14 protein-coding genes are annotated in these 17,693 nt (G+C 34.6%); 4 read left to right on the top strand and 10 right to left on the bottom strand.

All coding sequences use genetic code 11. The annotated features are described in order from the left end of the window. Positions 1-85: 85 nt before the first annotated feature. The 5 genes from wTKK_RS01485 to hemJ form a co-directional block, all read right to left on the bottom strand. Positions 86-973, bottom strand: a complete 888-nt coding sequence (locus wTKK_RS01485) for a heme o synthase (RefSeq protein WP_407511672.1) — start codon at positions 971-973, stop codon at positions 86-88. A gap of 1 nt (position 974) precedes the next feature. After that, entirely contained in the window at positions 975-2,525 is a 1,551-nt protein-coding gene (ctaD, locus tag wTKK_RS01480) for a cytochrome c oxidase subunit I (protein WP_407511671.1), read from the bottom strand. Between the two features lie 15 nt (positions 2,526-2,540). Continuing rightward, a complete protein-coding gene (coxB, locus tag wTKK_RS01475; protein WP_407511670.1) occupies positions 2,541-3,305 on the bottom strand; it encodes a cytochrome c oxidase subunit II in 765 nt (254 codons plus the stop codon). Positions 3,306-3,863: 558 nt separating this feature from the next. After that, positions 3,864-5,375 carry an HlyD family type I secretion periplasmic adaptor subunit gene (locus wTKK_RS01470; RefSeq protein ID WP_407511669.1) on the bottom strand — a complete coding sequence of 504 codons (1,512 nt, stop codon included), beginning with the start codon at positions 5,373-5,375 and terminating at the stop codon, positions 3,864-3,866. Between the two features lie 154 nt (positions 5,376-5,529). Then, positions 5,530-5,958, bottom strand: a complete 429-nt coding sequence (hemJ, locus tag wTKK_RS01465) for a protoporphyrinogen oxidase HemJ (protein WP_407511668.1) — start codon at positions 5,956-5,958, stop codon at positions 5,530-5,532. 64 nt (positions 5,959-6,022) lie between these two features. Between hemJ and pdhA the strand changes: the two genes are divergently transcribed. Beyond that, a complete protein-coding gene (gene pdhA, locus wTKK_RS01460) occupies positions 6,023-7,003 on the top strand; it encodes a pyruvate dehydrogenase (acetyl-transferring) E1 component subunit alpha (protein WP_407511667.1) in 981 nt (326 codons plus the stop codon). Between the two features lie 205 nt (positions 7,004-7,208). Then, on the top strand, positions 7,209-8,639 hold the full coding sequence (gatB, locus tag wTKK_RS01455; RefSeq protein ID WP_407511666.1) for an Asp-tRNA(Asn)/Glu-tRNA(Gln) amidotransferase subunit GatB: 1,431 nt from the start codon (positions 7,209-7,211) through the stop codon (positions 8,637-8,639). Positions 8,640-8,852: 213 nt separating this feature from the next. On the opposite strand, the gene wTKK_RS01450 is transcribed toward gatB, so the two are convergent. From wTKK_RS01450 to wTKK_RS01440, 3 genes are read right to left on the bottom strand one after another with little or no spacing between them, the layout of a single operon-like run. Beyond that, positions 8,853-9,773, bottom strand: coding sequence for a tyrosine-type recombinase/integrase (locus wTKK_RS01450; RefSeq protein ID WP_407511665.1), 921 nt, complete (start codon positions 9,771-9,773; stop codon positions 8,853-8,855). 2 nt (positions 9,774-9,775) lie between these two features. Then, positions 9,776-11,164, bottom strand: coding sequence for a dihydrolipoyl dehydrogenase (gene lpdA / locus wTKK_RS01445; RefSeq protein ID WP_407511664.1), 1,389 nt, complete (start codon positions 11,162-11,164; stop codon positions 9,776-9,778). Continuing rightward, positions 11,157-12,266, bottom strand: coding sequence for an outer membrane protein assembly factor BamB family protein (locus tag wTKK_RS01440; RefSeq protein WP_407511663.1), 1,110 nt, complete (start codon positions 12,264-12,266; stop codon positions 11,157-11,159). The genes lpdA and wTKK_RS01440 overlap by 8 nt, the downstream gene beginning before the upstream one ends. Before the next feature lie 324 nt (positions 12,267-12,590). On the opposite strand from wTKK_RS01440, the gene wTKK_RS01430 reads away from it, so the two are divergent. Beyond that, entirely contained in the window at positions 12,591-13,880 is a 1,290-nt protein-coding gene (locus tag wTKK_RS01430; RefSeq protein WP_458695408.1) for a cbb3-type cytochrome c oxidase subunit I, read from the top strand. Positions 13,881-13,997: 117 nt separating this feature from the next. On the opposite strand, the gene wTKK_RS01425 is transcribed toward wTKK_RS01430, so the two are convergent. After that, the gene (locus wTKK_RS01425) at positions 13,998-14,159 is read right to left on the bottom strand and encodes a hypothetical protein (RefSeq protein WP_407511662.1); all 162 of its coding nucleotides are present in this window, start codon (positions 14,157-14,159) and stop codon (positions 13,998-14,000) included. Between the two features lie 195 nt (positions 14,160-14,354). After that, positions 14,355-14,510 (bottom strand): hypothetical protein, encoded by a 156-nt coding sequence (locus wTKK_RS01420; protein ID WP_407511661.1) that lies wholly within the window; start codon positions 14,508-14,510, stop codon positions 14,355-14,357. Between the two features lie 146 nt (positions 14,511-14,656). On the opposite strand from wTKK_RS01420, the gene wTKK_RS01415 reads away from it, so the two are divergent. Beyond that, on the top strand, positions 14,657-17,230 hold the full coding sequence (locus wTKK_RS01415) for a valine--tRNA ligase (RefSeq protein WP_407511660.1): 2,574 nt from the start codon (positions 14,657-14,659) through the stop codon (positions 17,228-17,230). Positions 17,231-17,693 lie beyond the last annotated feature (463 nt).

The following is a 17,693-nucleotide window of genomic DNA, read 5'->3' as shown; positions in this document are numbered from 1 at the left end:
AATTTTATTATGGAAATAAAAAAAAGCGCTACAACGAGCATTATGAGAAGAGAAAGTAAAAGATAGTTTTTATGTTCTTTCATGGTTAAAACAAATCAATAGAGCAGTAAATAACGCTGGCAAACAGAGAAAATAGATAAGAAATCGAATAAGAAAACATTTTTTTCTGCGAGCCATGACTCTTAAGCCTTATAACGGATGCAGCAAACCAAATAAAAACACACCCTTCAATAATTGCCATACTGAGGTAAAATAGAGCCTTTTTCAAAAATAGTGCTGGAAGTAAGCTAGTTAATACGAGTAACACGCTATAGATTAATATATATTTCCTCGTTTTTTCTGGACCATAAACGATATTGAACATTGGAATCGATGCTTTTGTATAGTCTTCAGATCTATTTAAGGATAGAGCCCAAAAATGTGGTGGAGTCCACATAAAAATTATTAAAAATAGAATACAACTTTCCCAGCTTACAGAGTCAGTTACAACCGCCCAGCCAATCATTGGAGGAAAAGCACCTGCTGCACCACCAATAACAATATTCTGCGGAGTACGCCTTTTGAGCCAAATTGTATACACAAAAACATAAAATAATATGCTAATTGCAAGCAAAGCAGCAGAAACATAGTTCACTGCTATTGCCATGATGAATACTGACAATATTCCGAGAGTTATGCCAAATTCAAGCGCGCTTTCTGCAGAAACTCTACCTGAAGGTATAGGGCGGTTTTTTGTTCTCTCCATAAGCAAGTCTATATCTCTGTCATACCACATATTTATTGCACCTGCAGATCCTGAACCAAGAGCAATGCACATAAGAGATATTAGTGCAAGGAAAGGATGAATGCTACCCGGTGCAGCAACCATTCCAGCAATTGCAGTAAACACTACAAGGTACATTATCCTTGGCTTCAGCAAATGCCAAAAGTCCAATATTGTCGATTCAACGTTTAATAAAGCACTTATATACACTTTATTTTACCACTGGTGGCTTTTCGAAAGTATGAAAAGGTGGTGGTGAAGATACCGTCCACTCTAAGGTATCACCCCCCCAAGGATTATCTCCAGTTTTTTTGCCCCACTTAAAGAGATGTATAACTATAAATACAAAGAACATAACTGAAACAAAGGACATATATGAGCCAATTGAGGATATATAATTCCAAGGGATAAACGCGTCGGGATAATCAGGTATACGCCTTGGCATACCTGCTAATCCCAGGAAATGCTGGGGTAAGAAAGTGACATTGGTGCTAATAAAAGTGAGCCAAAAGTGTATCTTTCCTAAACACTCGTTATATTGCTTACCTGACATTTTGCCTATCCAATAATAAAAACCGGCGAAAGCTCCAAATAATGCAGCAAGCGACATAACATAGTGAAAGTGAGCAACGACATAATAGGTATCGTGCAAAAGCTTATCTATTCCACCGTGAGAAAGAATTATCCCTGTTATACCACCTCCAACAAACATGAAAATAAAACCTAATGCAAATAGCATTGGTGTCTTCAATTCAATCGCTCCACCCCACATAGTTGCAATCCAACTAAAGACTTTTACACCAGTTATAACACCAATGAAAATTGTGCTAGTGCTAAAAAATAAAGTAGCATCCTCGCCAAGCCCAACAGTAAACATATGGTGAGCCCAAACCATAAAGCCAAACGTTGCTATTCCTATCATAGCATAAACCATTCCCATATAACCAAATACTGGCCTATGAGAAAAAGTTGATACAATCTGACTGATGATACCAAATGCAGGAAAAATAATTATGTAAACTTCTGGATGACCAAAAAACCAAAACAGATGTTGAAATAACACAGGATCACCACCACCAGCAGGATCAAAAAAGGAGGTACCTATATTACGATCAGTGAGCAGCATAGTTATAGCACCAGCAAGTACCGGCAAGGCAACAATTAACATAAATGATGTGATTAAAATAGACCAAACAAATAGTGGTATCTTAGTGAGTGACATACCTTTTGCACGCATATTAAATATGGTAACTATAAAGTTGATTGCCCCAACAATTGATGACATACCAGCAATATGAAGTGCAAGTATAGCAAGATCAATTCCTGCACTTGGGTGGGACATAATTTGCGACAAAGGTGGGTATAAAGTCCATCCTGTTCCAGGACCTTCTCCAGCAAATACCGAGAGGATAAGCAAAATAAAAGATGAAACTAACAACCAAAAACTTAAATTATTCATACGAGGAAATGCCATATCTGGTGAACCAATCATGAGAGGTACGAACCAATTACCAAATCCTCCCATTAAGGCTGGCATTATCATAAAAAACACCATTATTACCGCATGCCCTGTAATCATTACGTTATATAGCTGGTAATTATTGTTAAGTATATTAATGTGCATTAGCTGAGTACGAATAATTACCGATAACAATCCACCAATAATTCCAGCTAATATGGAAAAAATAATGTATAGTGTCCCTATATCTTTGTGATTAGTAGAAAACAGCCAACGTCTTATACCTTTTGGTACATCAATCATATCTATACTCCAAACTTAACTTACTAATTTTTTATCTTCAATCCACTTATTAAAATCTTCTTTACTCACTGCTTCAACAACAATTGGCATAAATCCATGACCTTGGCCACATAGTTCATAACATTGCCCGTAATAAATACCGGGCTTCGTAACGTTAAACCATGCTTCATTCAGCCTACCTGGTATTGCATCAATTTTTATACCAAAAGCCGGTATTCCCCAGCTATGTATTACATCTCCTGCTGTCACTTGTAAACGAATATTAGTATTGATAGGTAAAATAACGTTATTATCAACAGAGAATAGTTTTAAATCTCTTTCGGTAAAGTCTTCTCTTCCCTTTATATAGCTGTCAAATGAAATACCTTGATATTCTGGGTATTGGTAACTCCAATACCATTGATGACCAATAACTTTTAGTGTTATGTCAGATTTTGGCACTTTCTCCTGTAGTTTAATTAATTCAGCATTTTTAAAAGCCAATACCCCAACAATAATCGTTGGTATAACAAACCAGATAATTTCTAGAAAGATATTATGAGTTATTTTACTAACATTTTTCACTTTGCCCTTACGAAAGCGAAATACTATATAAACAAGCAGGGCCCATACAAAAAGCATAATTGCAATCATTACACTCATCACAAACGAATGTGACTTAACTATAACCTCCATTATCTCAGTTGCAGGCGCAGGAAATCCAAATTGCCAAGAAGTAGGAGCAGAAGCAATTGATATGTTTGAGTAAAACATTACCAATAATGCAAATAACTTCACCATATTTTTTGCTGTAAAACAATACTATAATAATATATATAAACTTACTCTGCAAACAGAGATTATAGAATGTACACAAGTGTTTTGCTAAATATTGAATCAAAAGTAAATGATGATTAATGTTTTTTTAGCATTTAATAAATACAATAACACGATACTAACTTGAGGAAAAAGCATTTACATGAATCTATTTTAATTTAAAATATTGTAATATTTTAAATTAAGTATTTACTCTAAGGAAATTCTATAATAAGTTTAATAGTGTCTGTTACTGCTAATAACCCTCTAGCCTCACACCTAAAAGCAGTAACAGATACTACTAAACTTTAGGTAAGTTTGTCTGTTTATAATTCATCAAGGTAAAGGTCTTCCTAATTCCTTTAATCCTATTATACAGATGAGTTTACTAATTAACCTTTAATGTTTACATTACCATTTGCATCTTGGATCAAAGATTTACATGTTATAGAAAATAATTATAAAATAATACACTACTTGTGTGTAATTTTTTTTTGCATATCAAAGCCTGTAAACAAATTTTTTTTAGAAAAGCCAAATAAATTATCTCTCTATGAAAGATCTGTCGAATGTTGCAATTATAGGTGTAAACAAGAACGATAAAAGAGTGCGGGATTGAGTAACTATATATACTTCTACTGGCATACCAGGATATAGGTATACGTTTTTAAATTGAGCAAGTTCTGATTTTGGTATCACCACTCGCACTGAATAATAACGACCCATCCTTGGATCATCAAGAGCATCAGGGGAAATATGGTTTACTATACCATTAATTAAACTTAAGCGACGTGCACTATAAGCGCTCAGCCTTACCTTAACTTTAAGCCCTTCTAGTCCATCGATAGAGACTATATTGCTATCTTTCTTTTTTGCTGACAGTATCTCTTCTATGTTTCTGGTTAGAACTTTAGCATCTATTATTAGATCATCATCTGATGGTACTATACTCATGATTGGAACTCCAGATTGTATGACACCACCTTCAGTGTGGTATCTTATATCTGTAACTATACCATCTTGAGGTGATTTAATTATTGTACGTGCTAACACATCTTCAGCAACCATCAGCCTCTCTTTTAAATCTGCAATAGATGTATTAACTTCCTTAAGCTCAGCATTTGCTCTTTCTTGAGCATCATTCTTCACATTTATAATCTCTAACTCATTTTCTCCAATCTTTTGCTGTACTTGAGATATTGCAGAACGGTAATGTCCAACTCTACCCTCAATTTCAGCAAACTGTTTTTCTAAAGCTAAAATGTGTGGTTTGCTTATATGGCCACTATCAAGTAATTGTCTTTTTGTTTCTAACTCCTCAGTTATCAAGTCATATTGCTTATGGGCTGCATTTAGTTGAAAATTTAGCCCTGCTAATTCATCATTTAACTGCTTTATACGTTGTTGCAGTATGTCAGTTTTTCCTAATATACTCTTTCTCTGAGAGTTGAACAACTTTACCTGATTCTTTATCGCTTTATTTACAAGTTCATCGTTAGACAATCTTTTAACCTCATCAGAAAATTCTAGCGTATCTAAGTCTCCCCTAATTGCAATAAGTCTTGCTTCATTTGCCAAAAGTGATAAGAGTTTTTCTTTAATGATACTCAAATTTGCCTTTTCGTTAACATCACTTAATAAAACTAAAGGCTCATCTTTTTTAACTGCTTGACCTTCTTTTACTAAAATTTTGCTTATTATTCCCCCACCCAAGTGTTGCACTATTTTTCTATTTGAAGAGACAATAACTTCTCCACTTGCATGAACTGCTCCGTCAATCGGAGCTATAGCTGACCAAATACCACCTATTCCAAAAAAGATGAATATCACCACTAAACCAAAAAATAGTGGTCCCCATGTGACTTTTAGGACTTCATTTACGTTATTACTCTCACGTTTAAAAATAAAATTTATCATCGCATCAATCCATGCGAACGCATTATCCAAAATTTGATATTTCTTCTTTCTATTTCCTGACCTTTGCATATCCATATCATCACTACCAATCAGGCCTGCCGAAGAAAGTCCAGCACTAAGCTTCTTTAACTTATTCATTATAACACTACTGCGAATTCTTGTTAACCACGATAACACACAAAAACAAAGAATCTATACCTTAAGTACTTTACTTAGACTACGGAACATCAGAATAAACTATTTAGTAACAATTCTTATACTCCATTCAATGGTTCAGCATTAGGCTAGAAAATCAAAAAGGTTTTACAATAACCATAATAACTATAATTATTATTAACACTGTTACTGCTTCGTTTAAAACACGAAAATAAACGTGAGTTTTCTTATTCAAGCCCACTGCAAAATTTTTTCTATGCTTTGCAAGTAGGACATGAATAGCAAACATTAAGAATAATGCTAGCGCTTTTACATGAAACCACCCTTCGCGATATGCTTCCCTAATAATCATTAGCATAATTCCAAAACTAAGGGAGAAAAGCATTGCAGGGTTTATGATATATCTAAGGAGTCTCTTCTCCATTATTTGAAGTAAGCTGTCATTTTCTGACCCTGTTTTTACAGATGCATGGTAAACATAAAGCCTTGGCAAATAGAGCATACCTGCCACCCACATAATTACAGAGATAACGTGACAAGCTTCAAGCCAGTGATAGTAGTCCATATAGATAGTATTTAAAATGTTAAAAATTTCTGGTATGATCTCAATTTAATAAAAGAAAGTCAATATGAAAGCAGAAAATTTCACTAAAGAACAGGTGATTGGATTCTACAGAAAAATGCTTCTCATACGTAGATTTGAGGAAAAAGCAGGACAATTATACGGAATGGGATTAATAGGAGGATTCTGTCACTTATCAATAGGGCAAGAAGCAGTTGCAGTTGGGACTCAAGCTGCATCAAAATCTGGTGATGCTTTTATCACAAGCTATAGAGACCATGGCTTAATGCTTGCATGTAACTCTGATCCGAATGTTGTGATGGCAGAACTAACCGGCAAAGGAACAGGGTGTTCAAAAGGCAAAGGTGGCTCCATGCACATATTTGATGTTGAAAAAAATTTCTTTGGTGGACATGGAATAGTAGGTGCACAAGTCCCAATTGGCACAGGAATAGCATTTGCTAATAAATACAAGCAAAAAGATAACGTTGTATTCACATATTTTGGTGACGGTGCTGCAAATCAAGGACAAGTATATGAATCATTTAATATGGCATCTTTGTGGAAGTTACCTGTGGTTTATATCATAGAAAATAACGAATACGCAATGGGAACTTCTGTACAAAGATCAACTTTAGTAACTGAACTATATAAAAGAGGAGAGAGTTTTGGTATTCCTGGAAAACAAGTTGATGGAATGGATTTTTTCTCTGTCTATGAGTTAACAAGTGAAATAGCTGAGCATGTACGTGGGGGAAAAGGACCTCTCTTGCTTGAAATGAAGACATATCGATATCGTGGCCATTCAATGTCGGATCCTGCTACTTATCGCTCAAAAGAAGAAGTTGAAGATATGAAGCAAAATCATGATCCTATAAGCACCCTAAAGCAGTATATAACAGACAATAAAATCGCTTCTGATGAAGAGTGCAAAGCTATTGATAAGGAAATACGAGATTTAGTAAAAAAGTCAGAAGATTTTGCTAAAAATAGTAAAGAGCCAGGCATTGATGAACTATATACTGATGTTTATAAATTTGTTAGCTAATCAGCTGCCATCAAAATTATGTTTTGGCCTACTATAGACATTTTTTGGCAGCACTTAACTTTATTATATAACAGCCTAGTCAATAGAAACTGTAGTAACTCTTATATTATTGATATACACCGCTCTTGGATCATAGGTTAAATGAGTTTTATTTGACTTTTTGTGCTAGTTTGCAGAATATAAAGTTATTCATTGAATAAAATACATGACAAAAGAAAACTGGGAGACAGTAATTGGACTTGAGGTACACGCTCAGGTTTCTTCTAAGACAAAGCTATTTTCTAGTTCACTAACGGAATTTGGCGCTGAGCACAATACTCAAGTTTCTCTAGTTGATGCAGCAATGCCAGGTACATTACCAATATTAAATTATTTCTGCATAGAGCAAGCAATATGTACCGGTCTTGCACTTTCTGCAGAAATTAATAAATGCTCTTACTTTGATCGTAAAAATTATTTTTATCCCGATTTACCACAAGGTTACCAAATAACCCAGTTTTTTGCGCCAATAGTTAAAAATGGTAAAGTATTTATCAAAAATAATGAAAAAGAAATAAGAATCGCAAGAATTCACTTAGAGCAAGATGCAGGAAAGAGTATCCATGAAGAAAGCAAAACTTACGTAGATTTAAATCGTGCAGGTGTTGCTTTAATGGAAATTGTTTCAGAGCCAGATCTTCGTTCATCTGCAGAAGCTGCAGAATTCATGAAAAAATTGAGGCAGATTTTGCGTTACATCGGTTCATGTGATGGTGATATGGAAAAGGGGTCACTTCGCTGTGATGCAAACGTTTCTGTTTGCCCAAAGGGTAGTAGCACATTTGGCACTCGTTGTGAAATAAAAAACTTAAATTCAATACGTTATATTGTACAAGCTATAGATTATGAAGCACAAAGGCAGATCAAAATTTTGGAAAGCGGAGGAGAAATAAGTCAAGATACATTATTGTTTGATGTCACTTTAGGAAAAACAAAAGTGATGAGAAGCAAAGAAGATTCAAGTGACTATAGATATTTCCCTGAACCTGATTTGCTACCTATTGAAATAAGCCAAGACAAAATTGATTCTATTAAATCATCTTTACCCGAGTTGCCAGATCAAAAAAAACTTCGATACATAGAAGAATTAGGTATCAATGAATATGATGCAGACGTTATCACTTCTGATAAAGAAATTGCCGATTATTTTGAAAAATTAGCAAAAAAGCATGATTCAAAGATTGCAGTTACCTGGTTAACCGTCGAGCTTTTCGGTCGTTTAAATAAAACAAATATTAATATTGTTAGCTCTCCAATTAAAGCAGATGCTTTATCCGAACTCCTCGACTTTATCGTCGATGGAACGATCTCTGCTAAACTTGGTAAACAAGTTTTTGATATTATGTTTGAAACTGGAAAGCCTGCATCCCTTATTATAGAAGAGCAGAATCTCAAGCAAATAACTGATACATTTCAAATCTCAGAGGTAATAGATAAAATCATCAATGACAACCAAGATAAAGTTCAAGAATATAAGGGTGGTAAAACAAGATTGTATGGGTTCTTTGTTGGTGAAGTCATGAAATCCACCGGAGGAAAAGCCAGCCCTGATGTCGTAAACTTGGTTTTGAGTGAAAAATTAAAATTGAGTGCCTAGGTGTACGGTCCCAGATCTTTTGCTATTTGCTTGACTTGTTTCTTTACATAGCTTCTAATTTAAATTCTGCTGTCTATTCTCTTTCATTCATAACCTTTTGCAAAACGTTTTTGCTTTCTTCTCTGCTGGTCACTATTGCTTATATAAAGCAAGTACAATATTGAATGATGTTGCAAGCACTCAGTTCGGCAATATTATCGATTTAAGACGAAGTTAAGATTTCGATTTTTTATTTAAACTCTTCTGAAAGTTTTTATACATATTGAAGACATCTTGATAACTTAGGTAAGTGTAAACTTGAGTAGTTTCAAGGCTTGAGTGGCCAAGCAGCTGTTGTATTGATCTTATGTCAATATCTTCCTGAAGCAAATGAGTAGCAAAACTATGGCGAAATGCATGTGGAGATAAAATTTCTGGTAAGTTTAAAAATCTTCTTATTTTTTGCAAACGATTAGCAACATAAGTTCTTCCCAATTTTTTTCCTCTTACCCCCACAAAAAGATGTCCCGCTTCGTCAAAGTGGGGACAAGATTTTATATATTTTTGTATACACTTTTTTACTACTGGAAGAATAAATACCTGCCTTTGTTTATCTCCCTTACCTGTTACTATTAAACTTTCATTGCTAATATCACTAACCTTAAGATTCAGTGCTTCAGTGATTCTTAAGCCCGTACCATATAGCAGAACGACAATTGCAATTTCTCTTTTTACCACCCAAGGCTCTCCTAGATCAGGCAATGTCATTTCTTTCAATAGAGTTTCTATGTTAGATATTGAAAGTGCTTTAGGTAGTGTTCTTCTCTGAATTGGCCTTGATAAAGAAAATACTGCTTCATTATTTATTTCATAATTGTTTTTTATATATTTGAAAAAATTTCTGATTACTGACAATGCGCGAGTGTTAGATCTCGCATTTACACCTCTTGCATAACGAGAGGTAAACCAACTTCTCAGTTCAGGTATGCTTAATTTTTCTAAAGAGCCAATATTTACTTCTTCACCAATGTGAGTATTTAGGAAACTTATAAGATCTTTGAGGTCCCTCATGTATGACTCCAAAGTGTTTGATGAGTAAGACCTGTTGTACTTTAGCCAATCATACCATTTTTCAATGATTGAACCGAGGTCCACAGTTACTTTTTAAAGAAAGCATCGATGCACGCATCCCTAAAGGCTTCATTTATATCAGGATGAGAGTGACAAATTCTGTATATATCCTCTGCTGCTGCACCATATGCCATTGCAACCGCTGCTTCATTGATTAGCGTATCAGCGTACGCTCCTATGATATGTACACCGAGTATTGTATCTGCTTTGCTACAAGTCAGAACTTTCACGAATCCCTCAGCATCGTCAGTGACTTTTGCTCTACCGTTTGCAGCAAATTGACATTTACCAATTTTATACTTTCGACCAGCACTTTTGAGTTCTTCTTCAGTTTTACCTATTGAAGAAACTGCAGGGTGGGTGTAAATGACTGACGGTATGATTTCATAATCAACGTGAGGCAATTGCCTTGCTAGTATCTCTGCAACTGCCACCCCTTCTTCCTCAGCTTTGTGAGCAAGCATTGCTCCACCAATCACATCACCAATAGCAAATATTCCTTTCACATTAGTTTCATATCTGTTGTTAACTTGAACGAAACCTCGATTATCTTTTTCCATTTTTTTATCAATACCAAGACCATCAGTACATGGTTTGCGTCCTGCTGCCACCAATACCTTATCCGCCTCTATAGTGTTTGTTTGATTATCTTTTACAGAGCAAACTTTCACACTCAAAGAGTTACTACTTTGTTTTATTCCCTCAACTTTAGTGCTAAGTAAAAATTTTATTCCTTGTTTTTGTAGACTAGAAAGTAGAGACTTACTTAATTCTCCATCCATTGCTGCAGCGATTCTGTCAAAAAATTCTACCACAGTGACTTCAGACCCTAGCCTCCTCCATATAGAAGACATTTCAAGCCCTATTGCTCCGGCTCCGATTACGACAAGTTTTTTTGGTACTTCAGTTAAAGACAATGCACCAGTTGATGAAATAATACTTTTCTCATCAATATTAATTCCTGGCAAAGAAATAACGTCAGAACCGGTTGCAATTACTATATTTTTTGTCTTCAGCATCTTACCTTCAACTGAAACTTCAAGGTTGCCTTGATCAAAAGAAGTAATTTTTCCAAGTCCATTGATCTTAGTAATTTTGTAAAGGTTAAACAGATATTCTATGCCTTTTCCAAGTTCCTGAACTATAGAGTCTTTATAGCCTATCATTTCTCTCAAATCGAGACTTACATCCTTAACTTTTATGCCAAGTTTTAATAGATTATTTTTCACGCTAGCATACTGATAAGAGGAATGGAGTAATGCTTTTGATGGTATACACCCAACTCGCAAACACGTGCCACCAAAAATGCTATTTTTGTCTATACAAGCAACTTTGAGTCCAAGTTTTGCAGCAACAATAGCGCATTTGTAACCACCTGGACCACCACCTATAATAATCAAATCATAATCAGTCATAAAAAACAAACCTATTTTCTAAAGAATAAACACCATTTCCTTCAGTCGTTATATACATCTTACCATGGGTAAATACTGGAGGATGAAACACATTACCGGGTATTTTAATTACTCTTCCCGTACTTTCAGATCCAGGAAAAGCAAATATTAAACCTTTGTTACTTGTTACCCAAAGCGTATGGGCATCCATAATTGGAACAAACAATTGCACATTCTCTATAAAATCAGATGTCCAAACTGTTTTTCCACTTTGTATGTCGATGCCAATTACCTTATTATCTTTAGTCACCATGAAAATTCTTCTGCCTTCTTTTTGTTTCTCTGCAGGAATAAGAGGGCTATAATATGACTCAATATTTGATATACTTTTTACTTGTAGTGGCCTTGACCATAAAATATTTCCTGAGTTTACATCAATGCTATAAATATAAGAGTTGCTCGTAGCTATTAAGATATTATCGTGTACTCTAGGTGTAGTAGTTACATCTGTAAGCTGTGTGTCTAAAAGATTTGTAGCTAATTTTTGGCTCCATAATTTTTTACCTTCTTCATTAAAAGCTATTAACTCGCCATTTGAAAATGGTGCCATTATTTTACCATCAGAGACTGCTGGTGAGATGGAATATAAACCTCGAACCTCATTTATACCATTTTGATAAGCCCAAATGGGTCTGCCATCTCTTATATCAAATACATGTAGATAGTTCTCAATAGTCAATACTGCCAACTTATTGTTTATTGCTATTGCTTTCCCTCTTGCCGGAGCTCTTAATTCTTTTTCCCATTGAATCTTCCCTGTTTTTGCATCTATTGTGTGTAGAATGTTATCCACTACAAAGAAAACATTTTCTTTGTAGCTCGACAAACTCATATTACCAATTTTTTTCCTACTTGAGAGGTATAATTTCCAATTTATAACTCTTGGGTTACCGATATCAAAGGAATATAAGTTACCGTGCTTATCTGGTAAAATAACGCTACTTTCTGTAAGTATTGGAGCTACATATCCTTGAGATAATTTTTTATCTACTAAACTTATTCGTTCGCTTGCTACTGTATAGTTACTATACAATAGCATTATCATGACAATTATTATTTTCATTATCTAGTGAAAACAAGATCCATCAATATACATACTAGAAACGTAAATCACAACGAAAATGTTCTTAATTGTGGATCAAAAGCATTAACGTAATGTCATGCTATTATGTAAAGGTTCTCTTACTGTAATAATTTTTATCAAGTATTGATTAAAACACATTCCGATAGCCCAGACTAGTGCTGTCAGTAATATTACCATTAATATGAAATGGAAATGGATGCAGCATTTTCACGATGAAAGATATTATTGTAATGTCATTCATTTAAACTATGCATATCAATTTGAAAAATGTACATTGTCTTATGCTATAGTACCTAAAAGTAAATGCTCAACATACAAAATAACGCTTCACTTTGCAGGCAATGGATATTCTTGGCAGTACTTGCTCTTGCTTGTTCTGGACTGCTGTCAATAATTGTTATTTTTCTACGATTGCCTTTTATTTCTTCTCTCATTTCTTCTGCACAATATATCTTTGATAATGCACTGGTGATACACGTAAATTTGTCAATTTTGGTATGGATGTGCTCTATAATATCTCTGCTCTTCATCATAAACCTAAAAACCAATCATTGGTTTAACTTCTCATGGATTCTCTCAATCCTTTCCATGCTGCTAATGTTTATATCTGCATTTGTTCCAAATACTGAAGTTATCAAAAGTAACTATATACCTGTGTTACAAAACAAATTATTTTTACTTGGACTCAGTCTTTTCATTACCAGCATATTGATAAATACAGCTCTAGCCTACATATCAAATAAACAAGACTCATATCTTTCAATCGGACAAATTGGCCTGGTCATTATACTTGTGTCATCATTTCTTTGTGTTGTTTTAGCACATAAAAATATGCCTCCAGGTCTATATCACTCAGACAAGAATTTATTTTATGAATATCTCTTTTGGGGAGGCGGACATTTACTGCAGTTTGCCTTTGCTCAAGCAATGTTTTTAGTTTATTTGATCATACTGAATGCTTGCTATATTAGTCTAAATAAAATTAACATTTTACCACTACTTATAAACACAGTTTTGACCGTAGGTGCGCCGTTTATATACTTTATTTATTCGGTGGATAGTGCTGAATTGATACATTTTTTTACCTGGCATATGAGAATTGCTGGAGCAGTTCTGCCGTGCTTTTTAACAATATTAGTGTATTGCAACACAAAAACTCTGCTCAATGATAAGGGCAATTATCTTCTCCACTCGTTTGTATTGTTCACTTATGGAGGTGTGCTTGGAGTGCTAACTATTGAAGGAAATGTCACTATCCCTGCGCATTATCACGGTTCTGTGGTTGGTATTACTATAGCTTTTATGAATTTTGTCTACTGGCTGTTACCAAAATTGGGCTGTAAAGAAATAAAAAGCTCCATAGTAAGATTACAGATTTATGCATATAGCTTGGGACATTTTCTCCACATTACTGGACTTGTTTGGCTTGGTGGATATGGTGCCTTAAGAAAAGTTGCAGATCTGCCAAGTATTTCATCAATGTTGGCACGTGCTTGTTTTATTACGGGTGGAGCTATATCAGTTATTGGTGGAATGTTATTCGTAATAATTGTGATTTTACATCTTCTTAAAGGCAAGGCTCGTACCAACTAACCCAAAGAAACAAAACTAAAAATTTTAGTGTAAAATTACTATATTTACTTTGTACTATGGCTCAAACAACCTGCTTCAAATTTGGAAAGGAAATGAAATGAAAAAAACTATATCAAGCTAGACTGAATTCTTATTTGCTACTCCTTGTGGTTCTTGTGTTCCATTTACTTGAGAGCTAGGTTTTATTATTAAACCACCAGCTAAGAATGCAGATACTGTTGCTATAACAACTATTAACCACATGTCCAATTTAGTTGTATGTTCAAGTGTAATATACACACTACTAACCCAACAGCAAGACCAGTAATAGCAGTAGCGATGTATGTTGCTTTTTCTTTTAGTTGTTTATTTGCTTCATTTTTGGTTTCTAATATTTTCTTTTCTTGCTGTAACTGCTGGATTTGAGTATTTATTTTTTGTTTCAGTTCATTCGATACTTCACTTTTTAGTTCATTTTTTATTTTATTTTTTAATTTAGATATTGCCTTTTCTAGGCTTTTTTTTAACTTCTAGTTCCAACACGTCCTCAATCAATTCTGCTAGTTTTATTTTTTCGTTGGAGGGCAGATAGTATGGATCATATAGAGCATTAACAAGATCTTGTAAATCAGAAAATTTAAAATCAGGCATAATAAACCTCAATACTAAAAATTTATCGTGTAATACATAAAAAACTAAAATCAAGAAATTTTGTATTATAAACTAAAATGTCAGACATTAAAATTGCTGTATTTGCTCAATTGTGCTAACTTAAAGCTTAAAACTGAAAAATATTTATGTTGGAAGAAAAATACATCTTTAGAGAAGTTGAAGATAAATACAATGTATTATGGGAAGGAAGTAAAGTTTATAAATGGAATAGTGAAAAGGGTAACACTTTCACTATAGATACGCCCCCACCAACAATATCAGGAAAGTTGCATATTGGCCATATATTCAGCTATTGCCACACAGACTTTGTTGCAAGGTTTCAACGTATGCTGGGAAAAGATGTATTTTATCCAATTGGGTTTGATGATAATGGCCTTCCGACTGAAAGGTTAGTTGAGAAAACCTATAAAACCCGCGCAAAAGAAGTTGGCAGAGAAAAATTTATAGAGATGTGCCATGAGGTTATTGAAAAATCAAAGCAAGAATTCAAGGAATTGTTTAAATCAGTTGGAATTAGCTATGACTGGGATTTGGAATACCACACGATCAGCAAGGAAGCTGTGGCACTTTCTCAAATGTCATTCATTGATCTATATAATAAAGAGTATGCATACAGAAAAATGCAACCTATTCTTTGGGACCCAGTCGATAAAACTGCAATTTCACAAGCAGAAATAGAAGATAAAGTCTTTGAGTCATTTTTGAACACGATAGTTTTTTCCACTGAAGAAAATGAGCAGATTAAGATTGCAACTACACGGCCTGAGTTGCTTCCAGCATGTGTTGCAGTTTTTTGCCATCCAGAAGATGCACGCTACACTAAGCTGATTGGAAAAATAGCCGTGGTGCCAATAACAGGAGCAAAAGTTCCAATAATAGCTGATGATAAAGTTAAAATAGATAAAGGTACTGGGCTTGTTATGTGCTGTACGTTTGGTGATGAGCTCGACGTATATTGGCAGCAAAAGCATGGTCTGCCGATGAAAATTATTATCGATCAGGATGGTAGGATAAGTCTAGATTCAGTGTATGGTAATAATAGATCCGAGTGTCAAGGCACTGGGATGACAAAAGGGAGTGACATTCCAGTGCTTGACACTGGAATCGAGCCATTAGAGGAGACACACGCTCCAGCGCGTGACGCTGGAATCTACGATGAAATAAATGGCCTAGGGGTTAAAGAAGCAAGAAAAAGAATTATTAAAATCCTAACTAAAAAGGACCTTTTAATAGAAAGTACTAACATTTTTCATTTCGTAAAGTGTGCAGAAAGATCTGGTGCATCACTTGAAATATTACCAACTTATCAATGGTTTATCAAGACTTTAGAGCAAAAAGCTCAAGTGTTAGATAAAGTAAAAAAGTGTAGTTGGCATCCAAAGTCTATGCGTAAACGCATGGAGGTATGGATAGAAGGGCTAAATTGGGATTGGTGCATTTCAAGACAGCGTTATTTTGGTGTGCCATTTCCGGTGTGGTATTCAAAACGTAAAGGGGAGGAGGGTAAAATCATTCTAGCTGAAGTAAAGGATTTGCCTATCGATCCACTCAAAGATTTGCCAAAAGGGTATATTAAAGAAGAGGTTACCCCAGACCAAGATGTAATGGATACGTGGGCCACAAGTGCGATCACTATTCAACTAAGTGCACTAGCAGTAAACAGTGAGCTCGGTTTACCAAGCCATCGGTATGATAAGATATTTCCTGCAGATCTGCGCAGCCAAAGCCATGAGATAATAAGAACTTGGGCTTTTTATACGATTTTGAAGGCACATTATCATGCAGATTCACTTCCGTGGAAAAATATTATGATTAGTGGTTGGTGTTTGGCCGATGATAAAAAAAAGATGAGTAAATCAAAAGGTAATATCATCACTCCTCATGTAATGCTTGAAACCTATGGAGCTGACGTAGTACGCTATTGGGCAGCAAACTCAAGACTTGGAGTTGACACAGTCTACTCTGAAAATATCTTCAAAATTGGCAAACGACTTGTTACGAAACTTTGGAATGCTAGCAAATTTGTTTCCATGTTTATGGAAAAACATCAAGCATTGAGCATAAATTCCATCAGTGAGACGATGGATAAGTGGATATTGTCCAAATTATATAAAGTGATAGAAAAAACGACGAACAACCTATTACAGTTTGAATACTGCGAAGCTTTGAGCGCAATAGAAGAATTTTTTTGGAAAGATTTTTGTGATAATTACTTAGAGTTAGTTAAAAAACGTGCATATGGAGATGCATTGGACAGCGAGGCAAACATGAGTGCGAAACAGAGTTTGGCATATGTACTCAATATTATTTTGAGGTTATTTGCACCATTTTTGCCATACATTACAGAGGAAATATATCATCAGTTGTATAGTTATAACTCTGTTCACAATAAAAGTAATTGGCCTAACAAGGAAGAACTTATCTATGAGAAGTATTCTGAGGAAATGGGAGATAATTTTGTGCAGATATTAAACCTTGTGAGAAAAATAAAAGCAGATAATAACGTATCAGTTAAGCATCTTATACAAAAGTTGATGATAAAAGCGAGTGTAAAAGAGTATGAGTTAAATTATTCTGCTCAGCATGATTTGCAGTCAGTTTGCAATGCTGAAGTGATAGAATGGGTTGAGAGTACAGAAGCAGAGATTATAACTGAGAATGGAAAATTTACTGTAAGTTTATTGATTGATGTAACTTAGCATTCGTATTACTATACTAATTATTTAGTTGTGAGATAATAACGATTGGTAATTCATATGATAATAAAATTGAAGAACAAAAAGGTGATTATCATGACTTCATTCAAAGGTTTTTGTTTTTGCTCGGTAAGATAAAAGAAAAGAATAAATCAGTTCACACTGCTGTAGCTAGTTTTCGCATATTATCTTTTTAAATAAAATACAATGCCAATTTTAATGAAGATGAAGTGTATAAAGCCGTTATCCAAGATTTCAATAATGTAAAGGAGGCAAGACTAGAGCTTTAAGATAAGGCTAAAAAAGTATTAAATGGGTATATTGAAAGTAGCGTTGGAACGGTTTCAATATATGGTACTTGTGCAGAAGTTAAATTGGGAGCTAATAAAAACAAATTCAAAGTCAGTGAGTTTTGAATAGTACTTTCTGCCAAGGTAATGGAATTATAGGGTTTTCAACTCTGCAT

The sequence above is a fragment of the Wolbachia endosymbiont of Trichogramma kaykai genome, assembly GCF_045765165.1.
In the GTDB taxonomy this organism is placed as follows: Bacteria; Pseudomonadota; Alphaproteobacteria; order Rickettsiales; family Anaplasmataceae; genus Wolbachia.
This window is presented reverse-complemented; position numbering and strand designations above follow the sequence as displayed.